General features: G+C 56.6%; 20 protein-coding genes. 13 read left to right on the top strand and 7 right to left on the bottom strand.

The window, feature by feature from the left end:
- Window positions 1-55 precede the first annotated feature (55 nt).
- A complete protein-coding gene (locus tag IM313_RS02160; RefSeq protein WP_192971937.1) occupies window positions 56-2,191 on the bottom strand; it encodes an intracellular growth attenuator family protein in 2,136 nt (711 codons plus the stop codon).
- A gap of 322 nt (window positions 2,192-2,513) precedes the next feature.
- Here IM313_RS02160 and nudE point away from each other — a divergent pair, with 322 nt between their 5' ends.
- A complete protein-coding gene (gene nudE, locus IM313_RS02155; RefSeq protein ID WP_028014666.1) occupies window positions 2,514-3,074 on the top strand; it encodes an ADP compounds hydrolase NudE in 561 nt (186 codons plus the stop codon).
- A gap of 79 nt (window positions 3,075-3,153) precedes the next feature.
- On the opposite strand, the gene mrcA is transcribed toward nudE, so the two are convergent.
- The gene (mrcA, locus tag IM313_RS02150; protein ID WP_192971936.1) at window positions 3,154-5,706 is read right to left on the bottom strand and encodes a peptidoglycan glycosyltransferase/peptidoglycan DD-transpeptidase MrcA; all 2,553 of its coding nucleotides are present in this window, start codon (window positions 5,704-5,706) and stop codon (window positions 3,154-3,156) included.
- A 120-nt stretch (window positions 5,707-5,826) separates the two neighbouring features.
- Between mrcA and IM313_RS02145 the strand changes: the two genes are divergently transcribed.
- From IM313_RS02145 to trpS, 12 genes are all read left to right on the top strand, one after another.
- Complete coding sequence (locus IM313_RS02145) at window positions 5,827-6,603, top strand: hypothetical protein (protein ID WP_048998976.1); 777 nt, start codon at window positions 5,827-5,829, stop codon at window positions 6,601-6,603.
- Entirely contained in the window at window positions 6,600-7,094 is a 495-nt protein-coding gene (locus IM313_RS02140) for a PilN domain-containing protein (RefSeq protein ID WP_048998975.1), read from the top strand. Before IM313_RS02145 ends, IM313_RS02140 begins: the two co-directional genes overlap by 4 nt.
- Before the next feature lie 3 nt (window positions 7,095-7,097).
- Window positions 7,098-7,553: a HofO gene (locus tag IM313_RS02135; protein WP_192971935.1), complete on the top strand. Its 456-nt coding sequence runs from the start codon at window positions 7,098-7,100 to the stop codon at window positions 7,551-7,553.
- Window positions 7,543-7,947, top strand: a complete 405-nt coding sequence (locus tag IM313_RS02130) for a HofP DNA utilization family protein (RefSeq protein WP_192971934.1) — start codon at window positions 7,543-7,545, stop codon at window positions 7,945-7,947. Before IM313_RS02135 ends, IM313_RS02130 begins: the two co-directional genes overlap by 11 nt.
- Window positions 7,859-9,097, top strand: a complete 1,239-nt coding sequence (gene hofQ / locus IM313_RS02125) for a DNA uptake porin HofQ (RefSeq protein WP_192971933.1) — start codon at window positions 7,859-7,861, stop codon at window positions 9,095-9,097. The genes IM313_RS02130 and hofQ overlap by 89 nt, the downstream gene beginning before the upstream one ends.
- A 286-nt stretch (window positions 9,098-9,383) precedes the next feature.
- Window positions 9,384-9,905, top strand: a complete 522-nt coding sequence (gene aroK / locus IM313_RS02120; RefSeq protein WP_003861630.1) for a shikimate kinase AroK — start codon at window positions 9,384-9,386, stop codon at window positions 9,903-9,905.
- Window positions 9,906-9,962: 57 nt separating this feature from the next.
- On the top strand, window positions 9,963-11,051 hold the full coding sequence (gene aroB, locus IM313_RS02115; RefSeq protein ID WP_192971932.1) for a 3-dehydroquinate synthase: 1,089 nt from the start codon (window positions 9,963-9,965) through the stop codon (window positions 11,049-11,051).
- A 92-nt stretch (window positions 11,052-11,143) separates the two neighbouring features.
- Complete coding sequence (gene damX, locus IM313_RS02110) at window positions 11,144-12,445, top strand: cell division protein DamX (RefSeq protein ID WP_028014660.1); 1,302 nt, start codon at window positions 11,144-11,146, stop codon at window positions 12,443-12,445.
- Between the two features lie 67 nt (window positions 12,446-12,512).
- Entirely contained in the window at window positions 12,513-13,325 is an 813-nt protein-coding gene (gene dam, locus IM313_RS02105) for an adenine-specific DNA-methyltransferase (RefSeq protein WP_028014659.1), read from the top strand.
- A 41-nt stretch (window positions 13,326-13,366) separates the two neighbouring features.
- Window positions 13,367-14,044 (top strand): ribulose-phosphate 3-epimerase, encoded by a 678-nt coding sequence (gene rpe, locus IM313_RS02100; protein WP_023333698.1) that lies wholly within the window; start codon window positions 13,367-13,369, stop codon window positions 14,042-14,044.
- On the top strand, window positions 14,037-14,798 hold the full coding sequence (gph, locus tag IM313_RS02095) for a phosphoglycolate phosphatase (RefSeq protein WP_192971931.1): 762 nt from the start codon (window positions 14,037-14,039) through the stop codon (window positions 14,796-14,798). Before rpe ends, gph begins: the two co-directional genes overlap by 8 nt.
- A complete protein-coding gene (gene trpS / locus IM313_RS02090; RefSeq protein ID WP_028014657.1) occupies window positions 14,791-15,795 on the top strand; it encodes a tryptophan--tRNA ligase in 1,005 nt (334 codons plus the stop codon). The genes gph and trpS overlap by 8 nt, the downstream gene beginning before the upstream one ends.
- A 72-nt stretch (window positions 15,796-15,867) precedes the next feature.
- On the opposite strand, the gene IM313_RS02085 is transcribed toward trpS, so the two are convergent.
- The 5 genes from IM313_RS02085 to tsgA all read right to left on the bottom strand — a co-directional run bounded on the left by IM313_RS02085 (window position 15,868) and on the right by tsgA (window position 22,002).
- Window positions 15,868-16,038 carry a YhfL family protein gene (locus tag IM313_RS02085; protein WP_008503029.1) on the bottom strand — a complete coding sequence of 57 codons (171 nt, stop codon included), beginning with the start codon at window positions 16,036-16,038 and terminating at the stop codon, window positions 15,868-15,870.
- Window positions 16,039-16,182: 144 nt separating this feature from the next.
- Complete coding sequence (cysG, locus tag IM313_RS02080) at window positions 16,183-17,556, bottom strand: siroheme synthase CysG (RefSeq protein WP_192971930.1); 1,374 nt, start codon at window positions 17,554-17,556, stop codon at window positions 16,183-16,185.
- A 135-nt stretch (window positions 17,557-17,691) separates the two neighbouring features.
- Window positions 17,692-18,018 (bottom strand): nitrite reductase small subunit NirD, encoded by a 327-nt coding sequence (nirD, locus tag IM313_RS02075; RefSeq protein WP_192971929.1) that lies wholly within the window; start codon window positions 18,016-18,018, stop codon window positions 17,692-17,694.
- Window positions 18,015-20,558, bottom strand: coding sequence for a nitrite reductase large subunit NirB (gene nirB / locus IM313_RS02070; protein WP_028014653.1), 2,544 nt, complete (start codon window positions 20,556-20,558; stop codon window positions 18,015-18,017). Before nirB ends, nirD begins: the two co-directional genes overlap by 4 nt.
- A gap of 259 nt (window positions 20,559-20,817) precedes the next feature.
- Window positions 20,818-22,002, bottom strand: a complete 1,185-nt coding sequence (tsgA, locus tag IM313_RS02065; RefSeq protein ID WP_028014652.1) for an MFS transporter TsgA — start codon at window positions 22,000-22,002, stop codon at window positions 20,818-20,820.
- Window positions 22,003-22,203 lie beyond the last annotated feature (201 nt).

Below are 22,203 nucleotides of genomic sequence, written 5' to 3'. Positions count from 1 at the left end.
CAGCCAGAAGAAACGTGCGCGACAGGGTAGCACATCTTGTCGCGCAACGACGTTATCAGATCAGGCTCTCAGAGGAGGGGATCAGCTTAGGATTTAGGCAATTCTCATAATATTGCTGGATCTCCGCCAGACGCGTGCGGGAGCGCTGGTAGCGGCGCAGGGCCATAAAACCGTTCCAGAAAATGGCGATCAGCATGGCGATCATCAGCAGAGAGGTGCCAATGTAACGCCACAATCCTGCGCTGTCCGGCATCCGGTGCAGGCCGATATGGCGCGTGCCGTTGGCGTCGGTGTAGATGCTTGTGACAATCCCTTCGGCACTGAACGGCGTTTGCATCAGCATCTGCGCCAGACGCTGGAACTGGCTCCACTGCTCCTGGGCCGGGTAGTCATAAAGCGCTACCTGCGGGTAAGGCTGATCGACCAGGTCGCTGCCTTCATCGCTGGCAATCACAAAGCCGCCCGGTGCCGGACTGTTGAGCGCCTGAGCCGCCCGGGTGGTTTCGCGCATCATAAACGGCGATGTCGAGGTGGCGAGCAGGTTATCAAGCGATTCCGCGCTGACCGGACGCAGCAGCACGTTGACGCCATCAAGTCGTCCCGCCTCGGCGCGTTTCACCAGCGAGTCCCAGTCTTTACTGTTCCCGAGGTTAACCAGCGCGTTCTTGAGGCGTATGCACTCATCCTGCGAGGAGCATAAGTCCTGGGTTTTCAGGACAATGTCGCCAAAATCATCCAGCAGAATCATGCCTGATTTCTGGATGGCGGAACGCAGCGCGGGGCTGACGCGTGAATCATCGTCCGGTTTCGGGTGCAGCTGGCGGTTGACCGTCTGGGTCAGCGCCGTGGCTTTATTCACCACTTCGGATTCCGGTAGCGGCAGCGGCGGCGCGTCGTTCCAGATAATTTGCGAACAGTCGAACGGCGTGAACGGTGAATTCTGGCGCGTGTTCCACGCCCCCGGGGTATGGATATTACACATTCCGGTGCCTTTCAGGCGCAGCGTATCGCCCACCCGTACACCCGCTTCATCGAGCTGGTTGACGCTGGTCGCCTCGATGGTCTGCGCGCCTTTGATCCACGACAGGGTAAATTTGATGGGCATATCCAGCGGCACGAAAAGCAGCAGCATGATAAACACCAGCCCGGCGCCGGCGGCGATGACCGTGCTGCGGAGCCAGTGCTGAAGCGGGAAATTTTTTACTTCATCATGCAGGGATAAGAAGCGCCCCTGTCGCACAACGTGGCGGTCAAGATAGATATCAATATCGGTTTTCTGCCCTAAATCCTGCGCAATCCACGGTTGCCAGTGGCGCGGGTAGATCAGGTCAATAATCCCGAGTGAGATATTGTTGAGATGCTCCTGATCGTTCTCACCGAACAGGCCCCAGCGCTTTGGCGTGCCGCGCAGGCAGTGGATCTCCCGCAGCGAGGTTTTGGCCGGCGGGGCAAAGAGCCCCCACAGCCCGGCCGCAAGAAGCAACACCGCGCCACCCGCCAGCCATGGGACAAAGACGTCCGGCGTCAGCAGGCAGACAAAAAAGAGCAGGAAAGCGGCAACGATCAGGATGGCTTCACGAATACCGTCCGGACGGCTCAGGGCGTACTCTTCATGCGTCTCCTGACGAATATTCAGCAGCTCAATCTGCTCGGTCTCTTCACCACGAATAGAGGCCTGCGTTGAACTCGCGCGTTCCAGCGCAAAGCGCGGGGCTTCGTGAAGATAGTCATTCAGGGTATGGCCGTTGAGCGAGATTACCAGCGGCAGCGAATCGGTATGAATCAGCTCAACGCTGTTTTCGTCGTTAATGTACTGCTCCCAGGACGGAGGCAGATGCACCTCAACCGAATCCAGGTAGTAGCGCCACTTGTTGGGGTCGTCAGTCGTAATGCCGTAGCGCGTGATGGAGCGCGTCACGCAGAGCACGGTGTCACTTTGCGCGTTAAGCTTAAGCGCCACAGGTGCAGTCGTGGCTCCCGTCGGCCCAGGCGTTAACTGAGAACGGTTCAGCGTTTCGAGATAGTTTTCAACTGCATCGCGCTCGTCTTGCGTGAGTTTACGCGTTGTCGCACCCGCGAAGGCATTTAAAAAGGGCAGCCGGTAACGGCGCTGTATGCGTCGCCTGTACAGCCACCCTGCAATCAATGCGCTGACCAGCATAGCAGCGAGAACAATCAAAATGGTGCTCATGCTTTCCCCATCTTACTTATCTTACAGGTGTAGTCAGTAGCACCTTTACATTGAATGAGAGTCTGTGGCTGGCTATCGGCAAGTATGGAGTCGAACTTGAGCATTCTAAAGCGCATCCCAGTGACCGGTGATGATAGCAAAGCCTGTCATGGCGCGATATCAGCAAATTCCTGGAAACATTTCAACCTCTTGACATTTGTTTTGAATTGAGGATTGATCCCTGCTACGTTGCATAAATGTAAATAAAGAACAATTGACATTGCCGAAACCGTGCGGCATATCGCACAATAACGTCAGTTCACACTGCTAAGACCCCATCAAGATGAGCAAACCACTACAAAAACCCACCATTCTGCACGTTGAAACTGTCGCCAAATCGCGCCTGTTTAACGTCGAGAGTGTGGATCTGGAGTTCAGCAACGGTGTGCGTCGTGTTTATGAGCGTATGCGCCCCTCTTCGCGCGAAGCGGTGATGATTGTCCCTATCGTCGACGATCATCTGATTTTGATCCGCGAATACGCCGTGGGGACGGAATCTTACGAGCTTGGGTTCTCGAAAGGGCTCATCGATCCGGGTGAAACGGTCTTTGAAGCAGCAAACCGCGAGCTGAAAGAAGAGGTGGGTTTTGGCGCGAACGAACTGTCGTTCCTGAAAAAGCTGAGCATGGCGCCGTCCTATTTTTCCAGCAAAATGAACATTGTGGTGGCTGAAGATCTCTATCCTGAATCGCTGGAGGGAGATGAACCAGAGCCGCTGCCGCAGGTTCGCTGGCCGCTGGCGCATCTGATGGATCTGCTTGAAGACCCTGACTTTAACGAGGCTCGCAACGTGAGCGCGCTGTTCCTGGTTCGCGAGTGGCTGAAGGGGCAAGGGCGTCTGTAGACCATAAAAAAGCCGGGTGGCGGCTTCGCCTTACCCGGCCTGCAATTCTTTGCCCGGTTTTTACCGGGCATTTTTATGCTTAAAACAGCTCGTGCGTTTCGCCGTTATCAATAATCTCTGTACCCACCTCATGCACCGCCTGTGTGGTTGGCTGCGTACCTTCGATGAAATACTCGGCACGGCTATTACCGCCGTTAGCGAGCTGGCCGGTGCTGCGGTCAATATTGACCGTCACCACGCCCGGTGGAGGCGTCAGCGGCTGCTCCGGCACGCCTTCAAGAACGGATTTCATGTAGGCATCCCAGGCCGGCTGCGCGCTTTTGGCACCGCCTTCGTAGCCGGAAATCTGATCTTTAATCGCGCCGGATGCCGTGGTACGGCCTAAATCGCGGCGATGATCGTCGAAACCGATCCAGACTGACGTCACCACACCCGGCCCATAGCCGGAGAACCACGCATCCTTCGAGCTGTTAGTTGTACCGGTTTTACCGCCGATATCATGGCGCTGCAGATCGCGCCCTGCTCGCCAGCCGGTACCCTGCCAGCCGGGTTCACCGAAGATGTTGGTGTTCAGCGCGCTCTTGATCAAGAACGCCAGCGGCGTGTCGATCACGTGCGGGGCGTACTCCTGCGCGCCGGTCTGCGCCACCAGCGACTGGTTAGCCTGCTCCAGCTGCGGCTGCGGCAAGACGATATTTGGCTGCTCCTGAGAAACGGCAGGGTCTTCCATGTCCTTGTTTTCGAGCACCTCGGATTTCGGCGTATTGCCGTAAATGACCGGAATATCACATTCAGGGCAGGCAATTTTCGGCTTCGCTTCAAACAGCACGCCGCCCTGGTCGTTCTCGATTTTGCTGATGAAGTACGGGTCAACCAGGAAGCCGCCGTTGGCCATCACCGAGTATCCACGGGCGACCTGAAGCGGCGTAAAGGAGGCTGAGCCCAGCGCCAGCGACTCGGTGCGAACGATGTTCTGAGCCGGGAAGCCGAAGCGCTGCAGGTACTCTGCCGCATAGTCGACGCCCATCGCGCGCATGGCACGCACCATCACCACGTTTTTCGACTGCCCCAGACCCTGGCGAAGACGAATAGGACCGGCATACTCCGCAGGAGAGTTCTTCGGCTGCCAGTCGGAACCGGCACCGGCATCCCAGCGGGAGATCGGCACGTCGTTGAGGATGCTGGCAAGGGTCAGTCCCTTATCCATTGCAGCCGTGTAGAGGAACGGCTTGATGTTGGAACCCACCTGACGCAGCGCCTGCGTGGCACGGTTAAATTTGCTCTGGTTGAAATCGAACCCGCCGACCAGCGCCATTACCGCCCCGTTCTGTGGGTTGATGGAGACCAGAGCCGAGTTCACATCCGGTACCTGCGCCAGCCACCAGGCATCGCCTGACTTGCGCACCCAAATCTGCTGCCCGGCCTGTACCACGTCGGTCACCTTGCGCGGCGTTGGCCCCTGCAGGGTGTCCGAACGGTATGGACGCGCCCAGCGAATACCGTCCATGCGCAGGGAGACGGACGTGCCGTCCGCCAGCGTCGCAACGGCTTCCTGAGGATCGGCCTGCGTCACTACGGCTGGAAGGAGCGGACCATAGGTTGGCAGCGCTTTCAGCGTGCTGGTGATTTTTTTGCTGTCCCATGCGCTTTCGCCCACTTTCCAGAGCACGTTCGACGGTCCGCGATAGCCGTGACGCATATCGTAGTCCATCACGTTATTGCGCACCGCGTCCTGAGCCGCCTGCTGCACTTTACGGGTAACGGTGGTGTATACGCGATAGCCATCTTCATAGGCCTTGTCGCCATAACGACTCACCATCTCCTGGCGCACCATTTCGGTCAGATAAGGGGCAGAGAAGGCGATCTCAGGGGCATGATAATTGGCGTCAATGACGTCGTTACGCGCCTGGTCGTACTCGCTCTGGCTGATATAGCCTTCGCTCAGCATACGTGACAGGACGACATTACGACGTGAGGTAGCACGATCGAGCGAGTAAAGCGGGTTAAACGTGGACGGCGCTTTTGGCAGACCGGCAATGGTTGCCATTTCGCTTAGGGTGAGCTGTTCAACAGGCTTACCGAAGTACACCTGCGCGGCTGCCCCCACGCCATAGGCACGGTAGCCCAGATAGATTTTATTGAGGTACAGCTCAAGGATCTCGTCCTTGTTCAGCAGTTGCTCAATACGGATCGCCAGGAACACCTCTTTGATCTTACGCGTCAGCGTCTTTTCAGGGCTGAGGAAGAAGTTACGCGCCAGCTGTTGCGTAATGGTGCTCGCCCCCTGGGAGGCGTGACCGGAGAACAACGCAATGCTTGCAGCACGGAAAATCCCGACCGGATCGACACCGTGGTGCTCGTAGAAACGGCTGTCCTCCGTGGCGATAAAAGCTTTCACCATCACGGGGGGAATTTGGTTTAAGGTCAGCGGGATACGACGCTTCTCGCCATACTGCGCCATCAGCTCGCCATCGGCGCTATAGACCTGCATTGGGATCTGGAGACGCACATCGCGGAGCGTGGCGACATCAGGTAGCTGTGGCTCAATATATTTGTACAAACCGTAAATCGAGCCTGCTCCCAGCAGAATGCAACAGACTGCAAGGATGAATAAATACTTTACGAACTTCACCGGAGATTTCCCATTTGGTTTCACTTGGGCAGTTTCTAAACAATCGCGCGGTAGTATAAAGGCAAGCCTGATTCATTGATATAGCCGTCAAGGCGACGGGCGATAAGGAGATCGTGAAGCATGGCTTTCAAAACATGGCAAACGGGCGTTCATATTCAACAGGATAAGGTCCTGATTACGGCACTGGTCCGGGAGAGAGGCGGCTGGTGCTTACGCCGCTGGTGGGCCATTTCTCTGGCCGAAGGCATCATTCGTGACGGCAAAATTTGTCAGCCAGAAGCGCTGGCCGATGCCTTACGCGACTGGCGAAAAGCGCTCCCGCACTACCATCGGGTATTTCTCTCCTTTCCTGCTGCACGGACTCTGCAAAAAACGTTGCCCCGACCGGCTCTTGCATTGCGCGACAGCGAGCAGCTCTCGTGGATGGGGGCGGCGCTTTCGCGCGAACTGGAGATGTCGACAGAGTCCCTCTGTTTCGACTACACCCAGGACACCTTCAGCAATACGTTTCACGTGACTGCCGCACAAAACAAAGAGGTTGAAACGCTTCTTGACCTGGCGAAAACGCTACGTTTGCGGCTGGCGACCATCACCCCGGATGCCAGCGCGCTGACGAACCTGCTGCCTGCGGTAGCGCCGACGCAGTGCGTCGCCTGGCGAGATGCGCACCACTGGCTGTGGGCTATGCGCCATCAGTGGGGGCGTCGTTATACCACTGAAGCAGAAAACGTTACTGAGCTGGCGGCGCTGCTGGCCCTTAACCAGAATGACATCGCGTTCTTTGATGCCGAACGGTCCCCATGGGAAACGCTGCAGCGCTGGCATGCGCCTCTTCCCGAATGCGGGGCTGACTATACCGTCGCGCTGGCGCTGGCCATGAGCGAGGTGCCTGAATGAACGTGACCAACCTCCTGCCCTGGCGTCAGCAGCGGCGCGCGCGATGCCTGCGTTTCTGGGGCGGCGTATTTGTCGGCGCACTGCTGCTCATGCTGATGGCCGTTTTTAGCATAAGGATGAATCATCTGGTAACGCTGCGCGCGCTGCAGGCTCAACTGGCGGGTACGCAGTCCGTGCAGCGTGGTCTTGTGTCTCGCCAGCGACCCACCGCAGAGGTGCAGAACCCTGCGGGCACGCCGCCGCGCCGCGCATGGCAACCGGTGCTGGAGTCACTTTCTGAGACCATGCCTGCGCAGGTATGGTTGACAGAGCTGCGTTATCAGCCTCCTGCTCTGATGTTGATCGGATATGCCACTACCCTGCAGGCGCTTTCTGCCTTGCGTAATGGGCTGGAGCACATAGACGGCTTTACGCCCGGTTCTGAGGGGGAACTCCGGCAGGATAGCCAGGGGCGCTGGATGTTCACTCTGCACCTGAAAAGCGAGGGGTAATGCGTGGAGACCTTGCTAGAACGCTGGTGTGAAAGTCGTCCCTGGTGTCGGCTGGTCTGCGGGGGGCTGGGTATTCTCCTGATGGGCCTGACAGCATGGGGTGTAGTGCTCCGACCAGCAGAGAGGCAGTGTGCGGATCAGCGGCAGCAGTTGAGCCAGGCGGCGTGGACTAATGCGTCGCTGTGGCCCACCGCCAGTCAGGTGCCGTTTAGCCCGCAAACCCGGACGGCACTGGAGATAAAGCCCTTTTCACCGCTCGATTTTCAGGGGGAGGGTACAAGGCTCCTTCACTGGAAGCCGTTGCAAAACGGCGGTGAACTGGCGCTGGAGGCGGAGTGGCAGGCGATCCCGCCTCTTTTTTCCCGGCTGGCGCAGCGGGATGTGCGGGTCGCTGCTTTTACGCTTGCGCCACAAAGTACGGCGTTACGCCTGAAGCTGGAGCTGGAACATGCGAAATAGCGCGAGATACCTGCTGGTTTGCTCGACGCTGCTGTTGACCGGCATGCGCGATCCGTTTCGCCCGCCGGACGACCCTTGTGCCACAGCCGAACTGGCACAGTGGCACTACCGCGGAATGGTGGGAGGGCAGCAGCGCGTTGGTATTTTGCTGGATGGGCAACGGCGCTGGCATCGTCTGAAAGAGCACGATCGTTTCCCGGCGGGCTGGCGGATAACGGCCATCAATGAAACGGAACTGGTTGTTAATGTGGGTGACACATGCGATCCCGAAGAATGGGCGTGGCAACGAGAAGGAAAGGATAAAAATGAAGTTAAGGATAGTGCTGTTGCTGCTGGCGTTCAGCCGCCCGCTGTGGGCAGTCGCGCCAAAGCCGGTCACGCTGGTGGTGGATGACGTGCCGGTGGTTCAGTTGCTACAGGCGCTGGTTGCGCAGGAGAACCGTAACCTGGTGGTATCGCCGGATGTCGGCGGCACGCTCTCGCTTAACCTGACGCGCGTTCCCTGGCGGCAGGCGTTACAGACGGTAGTCACCAGCGCCGGACTCGTTTTACGAGAGGAGGGCGGTATTTATTATGTCCATACCGCGGCCTGGCAGCGTGAACAGCGGGAACGTTTAGAGCAGGAGCGAGCGCGTCGACAGCTTGATGCTCCGCTGGTCTCGCACAGCATCCCATTTTCTTATGCGGATGCCGGAGAACTGCAAAAAGCGGCTGAAAAGCTCCTGAGCCCAAAGGGGAGTTTATCTGTCGACAAACGCACCAACCGTCTACTGGTCAGGGATAGCCAGGCGGTGCTGGAGGCGCTGCAGCAGTGGGCGGCTCAGATGGATATTCCCGTCGAGCAGGTCGAACTGGCGGCGCACATTGTCACCATTAATGAAAAAAGCCTGCGAGAGTTGGGGGTGAAGTGGAATCTTGCCGAGGCCACTGAGGCGGGCAAGGTTGGACAGCTAACGACGCTTGGCAGCGATCTTTCCGTGGCCAGTGCTACCACGCATGTGGGGTTTAACATCGGGCGAATTAACGGCAGGCTGCTGGATCTGGAGCTCTCTGCGCTGGAGCAAAAACAGCAGGTCGATATCATTGCCAGCCCGCGGCTGCTGGCCTCGCACATGCAACCGGCCAGCATTAAGCAGGGGAGTGAGATCCCGTATCAGGTTTCAAGCGGTGAAAGCGGGGCGACCTCGGTGGAGTTCAAAGAGGCGGTACTCGGAATGGAGGTCACGCCGGTAGTATTGCCCGGTGGGCGCGTGCGCCTGAAGCTACACATCAGTGAAAACATGCCGGGACAGGTGCTGCAGCAGGCCGATGGCGAAACGCTTGCCATCGATAAGCAGGAGATAGAAACCCAGGTGGAGGTAAAAAGTGGAGAAACGCTGGCGCTGGGGGGAATTTTCTCGCAAAAGAACAAAACCGGCAGTGACAGCGTGCCCGGGCTTGGGAGCATCCCCTGGTTGGGACACCTTTTTCGCCATGATGGAAAAGATAATGAGCGGCGTGAGTTAGTGGTGTTTATTACGCCACGTCTGGTCGGTATTCACTAACGGGTAACGATCCCCGCAATGATTTTGCATTCAGTTTGTTGCAGATGTTTGACGTGGGGCATGAATTAGCATACAAGGAGTACCGATTTGAGTTGGACTTACGTCTTATTACCTTATGCGTCCGGCGCGGTGATTTAATCAGTTGCCAAACAAGCCGGAGTATTGAGATAATTTTTAGTCTGACTCTCGCTCTATTGCATATGAGGTTTCAGTTCATGTCCTGCTACGCCGGGTGTCTGCGAAGCGGGGATTACCATTAACGAATAGTCTTAGTAGTACCGATAAAATGGCAGAGAAACGCAATATCTTTCTGGTTGGGCCTATGGGTGCCGGCAAAAGCACTATTGGGCGTCAGTTAGCTCAACAACTCAATATGGAATTTTACGATTCTGATCAAGAGATTGAGAAACGAACCGGAGCTGATGTGGGCTGGGTTTTCGATGTAGAAGGCGAAGAAGGTTTCCGTGACCGAGAAGAAAAAGTGATCAACGAACTCACGGAAAAACAGGGCATCGTACTGGCAACAGGCGGCGGCTCTGTGAAATCTCGCGAAACCCGCAACCGTCTCTCCGCCCGTGGCGTAGTGGTCTATCTTGAGACGACCATTGAGAAACAGCTGGCACGTACGCAGCGCGATAAAAAGCGCCCGCTGCTGCAGGTTGAAACGCCACCACGCGAAGTTCTGGAAGCGTTGGCCGACGAACGCAATCCCCTGTATGAAGAGATTGCCGATGTGACCATTCGTACTGACGATCAGAGCGCTAAAGTGGTTGCAAACCAGATTATTCATATGCTGGAAAGCAACTGATTCTGGCTTTATATACACTCGCCTGCGGGTAAAAGCATTAAAGGTGGATGTCGCGTCATGGAGAGGATTACAGTTACTCTCGGGAAACGTAGTTACCCTATCACCATCGCGGCTGGTTTGTTTAACGACCCAGCTTCCTTTTTACCACTAAAAGCGGGTGATCAGGCGATGCTGGTCACCAATGAGACGCTGGCTCCGCTTTATCTCGACCGCGTGCGCCACCTGCTTGAGCAGGCAGGCGTAAAAGTCGACAGTGTGATTCTGCCCGATGGCGAGCAGTATAAAAGCCTGACGGTACTTGATACCGTCTTTACCGCATTGCTGCAAAAACCGCACGGTCGCGATACAACACTGCTTGCCCTGGGCGGCGGTGTTGTGGGCGATCTGACCGGCTTTGCGGCCGCAAGCTATCAGCGTGGCGTCCGTTTTATTCAAATCCCGACCACGTTGCTGTCTCAGGTCGACTCCTCTGTCGGTGGCAAAACGGCAGTCAACCATCCTCTTGGCAAAAACATGATTGGCGCGTTCTACCAGCCTGCGTCGGTGGTGGTGGATCTCGACTGTCTGAAAACCCTGCCGAAACGCGAGCTGGCCTCTGGCCTGGCTGAAGTGATCAAATACGGCATTATTCTGGATGGCGAGTTCTTTAACTGGCTTGAAGAGAATATGGATGCGCTGCTGCGCCTGGATGAGGCGAAACTGGCATACTGCATTCGTCGTTGTTGTGAGCTGAAAGCAGAAGTTGTCGCGGCAGACGAGCGTGAAACCGGCTTACGTGCTTTACTGAATCTTGGGCATACGTTTGGCCACGCCATTGAAGCCGAAATGGGTTACGGCAACTGGCTGCACGGTGAAGCCGTCGCGGCTGGCATGGTCATGGCAGCCCGCACCTCTGAACGTCTTGGGCAGTTTAAACCGGAAGAGACGGCACGTATCATTGCGCTACTTGAACGTGCAGGTTTGCCGGTAACCGGGCCGCAGGAGATGTCGGCGCAGGCGTATTTACCCCACATGATGCGCGATAAAAAAGTATTGGCAGGTGAGATGCGTCTTGTACTCCCGCTTGCAATAGGGAAGAGTGAAGTGCGCGGCGGAGTGTCGCACGATGTCGTTCTTGGCGCCATTGCTGATTGCCAGCAGGCGTAACAACTAGAAAGGTCAGGCCACTGTTATCGGTGGTCGTTTAGCTTCAGGCGAAATGCAAAGACGTAGGCATAAGCCTTTGAGTGGGGTGTTAAATGGATGAATTCAAACCAGAAGACGAGCTGAAACCCGATCCCAGCGATCGTCGTACTGGTCGTTCTCGTCAATCTTCAGAACGTGATAACGAGCCGCAGATCAACTTTGACGATGTTGATCTGGATGCAGACGATCGTCGCCCTTCGCGCAGCCGCAACGCGCGTGATGAGCGAGAAGAAGAGGATTATGAGTCCGAAGAAGATTCAATGGACGAACAGCCTGTAGAGCGTCGCCCGCGTAAACGTAAAAAAGCCGCTGCGCAGAAACCGGCCTCCCGTCAGTACATCATGATGGGACTTGGCGTTCTGGTGCTTGTGCTGCTGATTGTTGGCATTGGCTCCGCGCTGAAAGCACCGTCCACCAACTCAACCGATCAAACCGCCTCCGCAGAGAAGAGCATCAACCTCTCCGGTAATGATGCGACGGATCAGGCGAATGGTGCACAGCCAGCGCCGGGCACCACTTCCGCTGAGCAGACTGCCAGCAACACAACGACGCCGCAGGATGTTTCTCTGCCGCCCGTTTCATCAACGCCTGCTCAGGGCCAGGCACCTGTCACGCCCGAAGGCCAGCAGCGTGTTGAAGTTCAGGGAGACCTGAACAATGCGCTGATGCAGCCGCAAAACCAGCAGCAGGTTGATAACGTTGTGGTTAACTCTACGCTGCCAACTGAACCTGCAACCGTCGCACCGATCCACGGTGCTACCGCGCAGCCGCAGACGGCAGCAACGGAAACTAAACCGCGCCAGACGCAAACTGCGACGCGTCCTGAACGTAAGCAGGCGGTCATTGAGCCGAAGCGTGAAACCAAGCCTCAGGCCGTGGTAAAAGCGCCTGAAGTGAAAGCCGCACCGGCACAGCCGAAACGCACTGAAACGGCTGCCGTGAGCGAGCCGGCCAAAGCGCCAGTCACGCAGACTGCGCCGAAAGCGACGGCAACCACAACGGCACCTGCTGCCACCGCTGCTCCTGCCGCAACGGCGACGGCTTCCAGTGCTGCAGCAGGTAAAACAGCTGGCAACGTCGGTTCGCTGAAATCTGCACCGTCCAGCAACTACACGCTGCAGTTGAGCAGTTCGTCTAACTATGACAACCTCAACGGCTGGGCGAAGAAATCGAATCTGAAAAACTACGTGGTTTATCAGACAACCCGTAACGGACAGCCGTGGTACGTGCTGGTGAGCGGTGTGTATGCTTCCAAAGATGAAGCGAAGCGCGCCGTGGCGACACTGCCAGCAGACGTTCAGGCGAAAAACCCGTGGGCGAAGCCGATTCATCAGGTGCAGGCCGATCTGAAGTAATGTTTAAAGCGCAGGATGCTGTCGGAGCTTTCTCCACAGCCGGAGAAGGTGTAATCAGTTAGTCAGCATGAAAAAAAATCGCGCTTTTCTGAAATGGGCAGGGGGGAAATACCCCCTGCTCGATGATATTAAAAAGCACCTGCCAAAAGGCGAGTGTCTTATCGAGCCCTTCGTGGGTGCGGGATCGGTGTTCCTGAACACCGATTTTTCTCGTTATATCCTGGCGGATATCAACAGCGACCTTATCAGCCTCTATAACATCGTTAAGCTGCGTACCGATGAGTATGTGGAAGAGGCGCGCAAGCTGTTTACGCCAGAGAACAACAGCCCTGACGTTTACTATCAGTTCCGCACGGAATTTAATCAGAGCCAGGATCCGTTCCGCCGCGCGCTGCTGTTCCTTTACCTCAACCGTCATGGTTACAACGGCCTGTGCCGGTATAATCTGCGCGGCGAATTTAACGTGCCGTTTGGTCGTTATAAGCGCCCGTACTTCCCGCAGGACGAACTATATCATTTTGCGAAGAAAGCGCAGAATGCAGAGTTCCACTGCCTCTCCTATGAAGAGTGCATGGAACTGGCAGGCGTAAACTCGGTGGTTTACTGCGATCCGCCTTATGCGCCGCTGTCTGCGACGGCGAACTTCACCGCCTACCACACCAATAGCTTCAGCCCGGCCGAACAGGCCCGCCTGGCGGAGATGGCGGAAAAACTGGTCAGCAAAAGAATTCCGGTGTTAATTTCAAATCACGATACCCCTGATACGCGCGAATGGTACAAAGCCGCGAAGCATTTTCAGGTTAAGGTGCGGCGTAGCATTAGCAGCAACGGCGGCACACGTAAAAAGGTGGACGAACTCCTGGCTCTTTATCGCCCCTGAGCCGTTTTGCCCGCCGGTAAACACATTTCAAGGAGATGCGGATGAAACAGTTTTTGATTGCCCCCTCAATTCTGTCGGCCGATTTTGCCCGCCTGGGTGAAGACACGGCGGAAGCTCTCGCAGCTGGCGCAGATGTCGTCCATTTCGACGTTATGGATAACCACTACGTTCCCAATCTGACCATCGGTCCGATGGTGCTCAAGGCCCTGCGTAACTACGGCATTACCGCACCGATCGACGTTCACCTGATGGTGAAGCCTGTCGACCGCATCGTGCCTGACTTTGCCGCAGCGGGCGCCAGCATTATCACTTTCCATCCGGAAGCCTCCGAGCACGTTGACCGCACGCTGCAGCTGATCAAAGAGAACGGCTGTAAGGCGGGGCTGGTGTTTAACCCGGCAACACCGTTGAGCTATCTCGATTACGTGATGGACAAGCTGGACGTGATTTTGCTGATGTCCGTCAACCCGGGCTTTGGCGGCCAGTCGTTCATCCCTCACACGCTGGATAAGCTGCGCGAAGTGCGCCGTCGCATTGACGAGTCTGGCTATGATATTCGTCTGGAAGTGGACGGCGGTGTGAAAGTGAATAATATTGGCGAAATTGCGGCAGCGGGCGCGGATATGTTCGTTGCAGGTTCGGCAATTTTCGACCAACCGGATTACAAAAAAGTCATTGATGAAATGCGCCGCGAGCTGGCGAAGGTAAGTCATGGATAAATTGCAGGCAATTCGGGGTGTGGCATTCGACCTCGACGGCACGCTGGTGGACAGCGCGCCGGGCTTAACGAGCGCCGTCGATCGGGCGCTGTATGCACTGGAACTGCCCGTTGCGGGCGAAGATCGTGTGATTACGTGGATTGGCAACGGTGCCGATGTCCTGATGGAGCGCGCGTTGACGTGGGCTCGTCAGGAACGCGCGTCGCAGCGTTCCGCGCAGGGGAAACCAAGCGTCGATCACGCCGATATCCCGCAGGATGAGCAGCTGCGTATTCTGCGCAAGCTGTTCGATCGCTTCTACGAAGAGGCCGTCGAGGAGGGTAGCTTCCTGTTCCCGGACGTCCAGGAAACCCTGAGCGCGCTGCACGCAAAAGGCATCCCGCTGGGGCTGGTGACCAACAAGCCGACGCCGTTTGTTGCGCCGCTGCTGGAGGCGCTGGATATCGCGAAATATTTCTCCGTGATTGTAGGCGGGGATGACGTGCAGAACAAAAAGCCGCATCCGGAGCCGCTGTTGCTGGTGGCAGGAAAATTATCCTTAACGCCTGCGGAGCTGCTCTTTGTCGGGGATTCGCGTAATGATATTCTGGCTGCCCGAGCGGCGGGGTGTCCTTCCGTCGGTTTAACCTATGGCTACAACTACGGTGAGGCCATTACGCTGAGTGAGCCGGATGTTGTGTTCGACCACTTCAAAGATTTGTTGCCCGCACTCGGGCTTTCGCACAGTGAACATCAGGAATTGAATAATGACTAAGCCCATCGTTTTTAGTGGCGCACAGCCTTCAGGTGAATTGACCATTGGTAACTACATGGGTGCGTTGCGTCAGTGGGTCAGCATGCAGGATGACTACCATTGCATTTACTGCATCGTAGATTTGCATGCTATCACCGCGCGTCAGGATCCTGAGAAGCTGCGCAAAGCCACCCTGGACACCCTGGCCCTCTATCTGGCCTGCGGTATCGATCCTGAAAAGAGCACCATTTTCGTTCAGTCTCACGTGCCGGAGCATGCGCAGCTGGGCTGGGCGCTGAACTGCTATACCTATTTCGGCGAGCTGAGCCGCATGACCCAGTTCAAGGATAAGTCTGCCCGCTACTCTGAAAACATCAACGCTGGCCTGTTCGACTATCCGGTGCTGATGGCGGCCGACATCCTGCTGTACCAGACCAACCAGGTGCCGGTGGGTGAAGACCAGAAGCAGCACCTGGAGCTGAGCCGTGATATCGCCCAGCGCTTTAACGCGCTTTACGGCGACGTATTCAAAGTGCCAGAGCCGTTTATTCCGAAATCCGGCGCGCGCGTGATGTCGCTGCTGGAGCCAACCAAGAAGATGTCCAAGTCTGACGATAACCGCAACAACGTTATCGGCCTGCTGGAAGATCCGAAATCGGTGGTGAAAAAGCTCAAGCGCGCGGTCACCGACTCCGACGAGCCGCCTGTGGTGCGCTACGACGTGCAGAACAAAGCGGGCGTCTCCAACCTGCTGGACATTCTCTCCGGCGTGACCGGCCAGAGCATTCCCGAGCTGGAAAAACACTTCGAAGGCAAGATGTACGGCCACCTGAAGGGTGAAGTGGCAGAGGCCGTTTCCGGCATGCTGACCGAGCTGCAGGAGCGCTACAACCGCTACCGTAACGACGAAGCTTTCCTGCAGAAGGTGATGAAAGACGGCGCGGAAAAAGCCAGCGCGCGCGCGTCCGAAACCCTGAAAGCGGTGTACGAGGCGATTGGGTTTGTGGCGAAACCTTAAGCCGCCACCCGACAAATATGGGCTCAATAAAAAACCGGGAAATCCCCGGTTTTTTTTACGCCTGAAAAACGCTTACTGCTGTGCCGCCGGGCCGCAACCGCCGATGATCTTCGAAATGGAGATCGCCGGGTGCAGCAGGTAATCGTAGCTGCAGTTATTTTTAGTATTTTGAACGTGACCGGTGCAGGCGGTCAGCGTCGATAACAGGCCAACCAGAACGGCGGCTTTTGCCAGCTTGAACATACGCATTCCTTGTCTAAAAATCTTAAATTGGATGTAACACGAGGGAATAAATGGAAAAGTTCCACTATGCGAGCGGTATGTTATCGACTGAGGTATGAAGGGAGTAGTCCGCTTAAGGACTACTCGAAGGAGGGAGAATATGCGTTAGTGATTCGAGAACCAGTTCAGCTTATCGCGCAGTTCAACCACGCGACCCACCACAATCAGCGCCGGGCTTTCGACCTGCTGCGCCAGCTCACCGAGCTGCGTCAGCGCGCCATTCACCACGCGCTGCTTGATTGACGTCCCGTTTTCCACCAGCGCAACGGGCATATCAGCCTCCATGCCGTGTTCCAGCAGTTTCGCCTGGATGGTGGCGGCCTGGTTCAGCCCCATGTAGAACACCAGCGTCTGCTTTTCAGCGGCCAGGTTATGCCAGTCCAGCTCGCTGCCGGTTTTCAGGTGGCCCGTGACCAGACGCACGCTCTGGGCGTAGTCGCGATGGGTCAACGGAATGCCAGAGTAGGCTGAACAGCCGGACGCCGCCGTTATGCCCGGCACCACGGAGAACGGAATGCCTGCATTGCACAGGGTTTCCAGCTCCTCGCCGCCGCGGCCAAAGATAAACGGATCGCCGCCCTTAAGGCGCACCACGCGTTTTCCCTTTTGCGCTTCTCGCAGCAGGATCTGATTAATCTCCTCCTGCGGCACGCAGTGGTAGCCTGCCCGTTTACCGACGAAGACGCGGTCGGCGTCGCGGCGCACCAGGTTCATGATGTCATCGGAGACCAGGCGGTCATACACCACGATATCCGCCTGCTGGATCTGCTGGAGCCCTTTCAGGGTCAGTAAACCCGCATCTCCCGGACCAGCCCCGACCAGCACCACTTCACCACGGTGATCCAGCGGCTCGCTCAGCAACTGCTCGGTCGTCTCTTCCACCGCTTTCGCGTCCTGATTCGCCAGCGACTGCGCCAGCCTGTCGTTAACGAAAAATTTCTCCCAGAAGCGACGGCGTTCGCCCACTGTTGAGAAGGTTTGCTTCACGCGGGAGCGAAGCTGCCCGGCGTAGTGGGCTATCTGGCCGAGATGCTGCGGCAAAATAGCTTCCAGTTTCTCCCGCAGCAGGCGGGCAAGTACGGGCGAGCGGCCGCCGGAAGACACCGCGATCATCAGCGGTGAACGGTCGATAATCGACGGCATGATAAAGCTGGCCTCTTTCGGCGCATCCACCACGTTGCAGAAGATCCGGCGCGCTTCGCAGGCGTCGCTGACGCGCTGGTTCACTTCATCGTCATCCGTCGCGGCAATAGTCAGCCAGCAGGTATCCAGCAGGGACTCATCAAACTCCTCCTGCACCAGCGTGAGCATCCCTTCCTGAGCCCAGACCTCAAACTGCGGAGCGAAGGTGAGGGCATTGACGGTCAGTCGGGCTCCGGCATCCAGCAACAGGCGCGCTTTGCGTTCAGCCACGTCGCCGCCGCCCACAAGCAGGCAGTCGCGATGGCGTAATTGACAGAAAATCGGCAGGTGGTCCACGACGTTACCTCACAGCATTCAAGGAGGGGGTAAGAATTGCCGTCAGGATAACAGCAGGAATCGTACAGAACATACGGTTTTTCCTGCCGTTACCCATAAGGGGTCATAAGCCTTTCCTATTGGAAAGGCGGAGGGTTACGCTTTGAGCTGCACCTTGCCGTCCTTCACGCGGGCGTCGTAGTGCTTCACCGAGAAGCTTTCATCTTCCATGCAGTGCCCGTCGGTTAAGCGGAAACGCTGCTTTTTCAGCGGGCTGGCGACCCACAGCTCACCTTGATGTTCAGCAATCAGACCGCGGGAGAGCACGCTGGCCTCAAAGAACGGATCGATATTGCTGATGGCAAAGACCTGTTCATCGTGGCGAGGGCGGAAAATAGCTACCTGCTCGTTACACAGCAAAGCACAGACGCCGGTTGCTGGCAGAATGTCGTTAATGTTGCAGATGTTTACCCACTGGCTCATGCGTTTTCCTCCACCAGCATCACCGGAATGCGTTCATACGGGGTTGCAGGACGATGCTGTTCGCGCTCCGGCACTACCTGCACGTTCGGGTCGCGCTGGGTGCTGTTGATAAAGTGTTTGAAGCGCGTCTGCGCCGCCGGGGTGTTGACGGTTTCGGTCCACTCGCAGATCACCGCCTCGCGCAGGCGAGCCATCTCGGATTCCAGCTGTTCGTTCAGACCCAGCTTGTCATCAATGATGACCGACTTCAGGTAGTCGATACCGCCTTCGAGATTATCCAGCCAGGAAGCGGTACGGGTCAGCTTATCGGCGGTACGGATGTAGAACATCATGAAGCGGTCGAGATACTGGATCAGCGTGTCGCGATCGAGATCCGCCGCCAGCAGGTCGGCGTGGCGTGGTTTCATCCCGCCATTGCCGCACACGTACAGGTTCCAGCCTTTCTCGGTGGCGATGATCCCTACGTCTTTACCCTGCGCTTCCGCACATTCACGGGTACAGCCGGAGACGCCGAACTTCATTTTGTGCGGGGTACGGATGCCTTTGTAGCGGTTTTCCAGCTCGACGCCGAATCCCACGCTGTCGCCCACGCCGTAGCGGCACCAGGTGCTGCCCACGCAGGTTTTCGCCATACGCAGCGCTTTGGCATACGCGTGACCGGTTTCGAAGCCCGCTTCAATCAACTGACGCCAGATTTCCGGCAGGTCATCCTTCTGCGCGCCAAACAGGCCGATACGCTGGGAACCGGTGATTTTGGTGTACAGATTAAATTCACGGGCGATACGGCCCACGGCGACCAGCCCTTCCGGGGTGATTTCGCCACCGGCGGAACGCGGAATGACGGAGTAAGTACCGTCTTTCTGGATGTTCGCCAGGAAGTTATCGTTGGTGTCCTGCAGCGGCGTGTGTTCTGGTTTGAGCACGTACTCATTCCAGCAGGACGCCAGCAGGGAGCCGACGGTCGGTTTACACACTTCACAGCCGTAACCCTGGCCGTGTTTCTCCAGCAGTTCGTCGAAGGACTTGATGCCTTCCACGCGGATCAGATGGTACAGCTCCTGGCGAGAGTAGGCGAAGTGCTCGCACAGGTTGTTGTTCACTTCGATGCCCTGTTTCGCCAGTTCAGCGTTCAGCACCTGAGTCACCAGTGGAATACAGCCGCCGCAGCCGGTACCGGCTTTGGTTTCGGCCTTCAGCGCCGCAACGGTGTGGCAGCCTTTGTTGATGGCGGAGATCAGCATGCCTTTGGTGACGTCGAAGCAGGAGCAAATCTGCGCGCTGTCCGGCAGTTTATCTACGCCGATAGATGGTTTACCGCTGGATGCGTGCGCCGGCAGGATCAGCGCGTCCGGGTTTTCCGGCAGTTCAATCGCGTTCAGCACCAGCTGGAGCAGGTTACCGAAGTCGCTGGTATCGCCCACCAGCACCGCACCGAGCAGGGTTTTGTTGTCCTGGCTGACGATAAGGCGTTTGTAGACCTCTTTGCTTTCGTCCAGATAGACGTAGCTGCGGGAGTTCGGGGTGCGGCCATGGGCATCGCCGATACCGCCTACGTCCACGCCCAGCAGCTTCAGCTTGGCGCTCATGTCTGCGCCGGTGAAGGCGTTTTCGCTGCCGAGGATATGGTCCACGGCGACCTGCGCCATTTTGTATCCTGGTGCCACCAGACCGTATACCCGGTTATTCCAGCTGGCGCACTCGCCAATGGCGTAGATATCCGGATCGGAGGTCTGGCAGGTATCGTTAATCATGATCCCGCCGCGCTGGGCTACGGCCAGGCCGCACTGCGTGGCGAGCTTGTCGCGCGGACGAATACCGGTGGAGAAGACGATGAAGTCCACTTCCAGCTCGCTGCCGTCGGCAAAGCGCATGGTTTTACGCGCTTCTGTGCCTTCCTGCACGATCTCTTTGGTGTTCTTGCTGGTGTGAACCTTCACACCCATGCTTTCGATTTTACGACGCAGCTGGTCGCCGCCCATGTGGTCCAGCTGTTCCGCCATCAGCATCGGGGCAAATTCGATAACGTGGGTTTCAACGCCGAGGTTTTTCAGCGCGCCTGCCGCTTCCAGGCCCAGCAGGCCACCGCCAACAACCGCACCGCGTTTGCTTCGACGTGCGCAGGATTCAATGGCGTTGAGGTCTTCAATGGTACGGTAAACGAAGCAATCCTGGGTTTCCGACCCTTTAATCGGCGGGATCCACGGATACGAGCCAGTCGCCATGATCAGCTTATCGTAAAAAACCGTACGCCCGGCGCTGGAGTGGATCACTTTCTCCTGACGGTTGATGGTGATAGCGCGTTCGCCCACCAGCACTTTTACGCCATGCTTCTCGTAGAAACCTTCGCGCACCAGAGAGAGCTCTTCGGCGGTATGGTGAGAGAAGTAGGAAGACAAGTGCACACGGTCGTACGCCTTGCGGGGTTCTTCACAGAACACGGTAATATCGAACTGGTCAGCATCGGCTTTATCGAGAAGATCCTCAATAAAGCGGTGGCCGACCATGCCGTTACCGATGATAGCGAGTCTGACTTTGCTCATTTTTGCCTCGATTTCTTTTCTATTACTGCCTACCTTAACGATTCAGCAGGGACACTTATTGATGCAAATCAAATACGCCTTCACCTACCCCTTAGTGGGTATATCTATGATTTGTCAGGTTTTTTATAAGTAACGGATAATGTTTGATTTTTGTGCTTGCTTGTTTTTCGCACAAATTTGACGGGGTTTTTACGAATCGGCAGTCAGAGCGGGTAAGCAGGGTAAAACCCCTTTGCAGAACGCAAAGGGGTTTTGACGATTAGTGGGTAGCCGTTGCCGTATTGTGCTGGCGGTGACGGGTCACGAAGCCCAGAATGAAACACATGATAAACACCACGGCATACAGACCGTTAGCGGTGTGCAGCGCGGCCAGCGGGCCGCTGTGCGCCACAATCGGGCCCGTGACCACGAAGGTCAGCATGGTGCCGATGGTGCCGCAGGTCAGCACGAAGTTCACCAGTTTTGGCGAAGCCACTTTGGTCTGCAGGGAGCCCAGGGTGATGATTGAGGTGTAAATCGCGCTGGAGAAGAAGCCCAGGGTCAGGATGAACCATGGCATATGCTCCGGGGAACCGTTGATGAACAGATACATCAGCACGGTCGCCAGACCCGCCAGGACGGTCAGAATACGTTGCAGGTCGAAGAAGCGCAGGATGAAGCTAAAGGCCCACATGCCGAACATGTAAGACATCCAGAAATCGCTCACCAGTTTGCCCGCGTCGTTCAGGCTCATGCCCAGACCTTTGGCGTATTCAGGTACCCACGAGATAAAGCCCAACTGACCGAGGATGTAGCACAGGGCGGCAATGGAGAGGAACAGCACGCCGATACCCCATTTTTCCTTCGCCACCGGCTCTGAGGTGGTCTGCGCTTTTTTGCCCAGCACCGGGAAGTCACAGCCGAAGGTCAGAATGAAGATCGCGACATAGACCAGACCGATACAGGCGTATACCCAGTACCATTCAATACTGCGCGCGAGCAGATACGCGGCGACCATCGGGAAAATCATCCCGGCCATGCTGAAGAAGGAGTCGGTAAACAGCAGGCGCGCGCCGCGCTGGCGGCCTTCATACATGTGCGTAATAAGGAACGTACCGATCGACATCGTGATCCCGCTGACCAGGCCCAGCACGAACATGGCGGCGGAGAACAGGGCGATGCTGTGGCTCAACATCAGGCCCGCCACGGCGGCAACCATCAGCACGAAGCCGAAGCGCAGCTGGGTTTTCAGCGGGACGATTTCCATCAGCCAGGCATTCAGGAAGATTGAGATCAGGATCCCCGCGTTGAGGAAGGTGAAGGTGTTACTCATGCTGGAAACGGGCAGCTGGAAGTAGTCTGCGATATTTCCCATCACCATCCCGGTGACGATCACCAACGCGCCGGTCAGGGCGTAGGAGAAGAAGCTTATCCATGTGAGCTTGATGCGATTGCTGTTAGTCATGTCTGGCCTGTTCAGAAAAAGAAAAGCGCCGGGAGGGCGCTGAGAGCGGGCAGATTTTAGTCGCTAAAGTGATCTATTCCTATCTTTTAAGGGAAATGAATATGCCATTGCAGGTTTTAGTGTGATCTAAGTCACACTAAATGGCGGTATAACCAATCGTTTGCGCAGTAATAATTGTTTCAATTTCGTAAAATTAGGTAA

It is taken from the genome of Enterobacter cloacae complex sp. P2B, from assembly GCF_014895985.1.
Taxonomy (GTDB): Bacteria; Pseudomonadota; Gammaproteobacteria; order Enterobacterales; family Enterobacteriaceae; genus Enterobacter; species Enterobacter bugandensis.
The sequence above is the reverse complement of the archived record's forward strand: the minus strand, read 5'-3'. Positions and strand labels throughout refer to the sequence as shown.

Excerpts from the sequence above, each read along its gene's own strand:
- dam (WP_028014659.1), top strand. The coding sequence starts at position 12,513 with ATGAAAAAAAATCGCGCTTTTCTGAAATGGGCAGGGGGGAAATACCCC.
- aroK (WP_003861630.1), top strand. The coding sequence starts at position 9,384 with ATGGCAGAGAAACGCAATATCTTTCTGGTTGGGCCTATGGGTGCCGGC.
- IM313_RS02145 (WP_048998976.1), top strand. The coding sequence starts at position 5,827 with ATGGCTTTCAAAACATGGCAAACGGGCGTTCATATTCAACAGGATAAG.
- IM313_RS02160 (WP_192971937.1), bottom strand. The coding sequence starts at position 2,191 with ATGAGCACCATTTTGATTGTTCTCGCTGCTATGCTGGTCAGCGCATTG.
- hofQ (WP_192971933.1), top strand. The coding sequence starts at position 7,859 with ATGAAGTTAAGGATAGTGCTGTTGCTGCTGGCGTTCAGCCGCCCGCTG.
- aroB (WP_192971932.1), top strand. The coding sequence starts at position 9,963 with ATGGAGAGGATTACAGTTACTCTCGGGAAACGTAGTTACCCTATCACC.
- damX (WP_028014660.1), top strand. The coding sequence starts at position 11,144 with ATGGATGAATTCAAACCAGAAGACGAGCTGAAACCCGATCCCAGCGAT.
- tsgA (WP_028014652.1), bottom strand. The coding sequence starts at position 22,002 with ATGACTAACAGCAATCGCATCAAGCTCACATGGATAAGCTTCTTCTCC.
- IM313_RS02085 (WP_008503029.1), bottom strand. The coding sequence starts at position 16,038 with ATGTTCAAGCTGGCAAAAGCCGCCGTTCTGGTTGGCCTGTTATCGACG.
- trpS (WP_028014657.1), top strand. The coding sequence starts at position 14,791 with ATGACTAAGCCCATCGTTTTTAGTGGCGCACAGCCTTCAGGTGAATTG.
- rpe (WP_023333698.1), top strand. The coding sequence starts at position 13,367 with ATGAAACAGTTTTTGATTGCCCCCTCAATTCTGTCGGCCGATTTTGCC.
- nirD (WP_192971929.1), bottom strand. The coding sequence starts at position 18,018 with ATGAGCCAGTGGGTAAACATCTGCAACATTAACGACATTCTGCCAGCA.
- IM313_RS02140 (WP_048998975.1), top strand. The coding sequence starts at position 6,600 with ATGAACGTGACCAACCTCCTGCCCTGGCGTCAGCAGCGGCGCGCGCGA.
- IM313_RS02130 (WP_192971934.1), top strand. The coding sequence starts at position 7,543 with ATGCGAAATAGCGCGAGATACCTGCTGGTTTGCTCGACGCTGCTGTTG.
- nudE (WP_028014666.1), top strand. The coding sequence starts at position 2,514 with ATGAGCAAACCACTACAAAAACCCACCATTCTGCACGTTGAAACTGTC.
- gph (WP_192971931.1), top strand. The coding sequence starts at position 14,037 with ATGGATAAATTGCAGGCAATTCGGGGTGTGGCATTCGACCTCGACGGC.
- nirB (WP_028014653.1), bottom strand. The coding sequence starts at position 20,558 with ATGAGCAAAGTCAGACTCGCTATCATCGGTAACGGCATGGTCGGCCAC.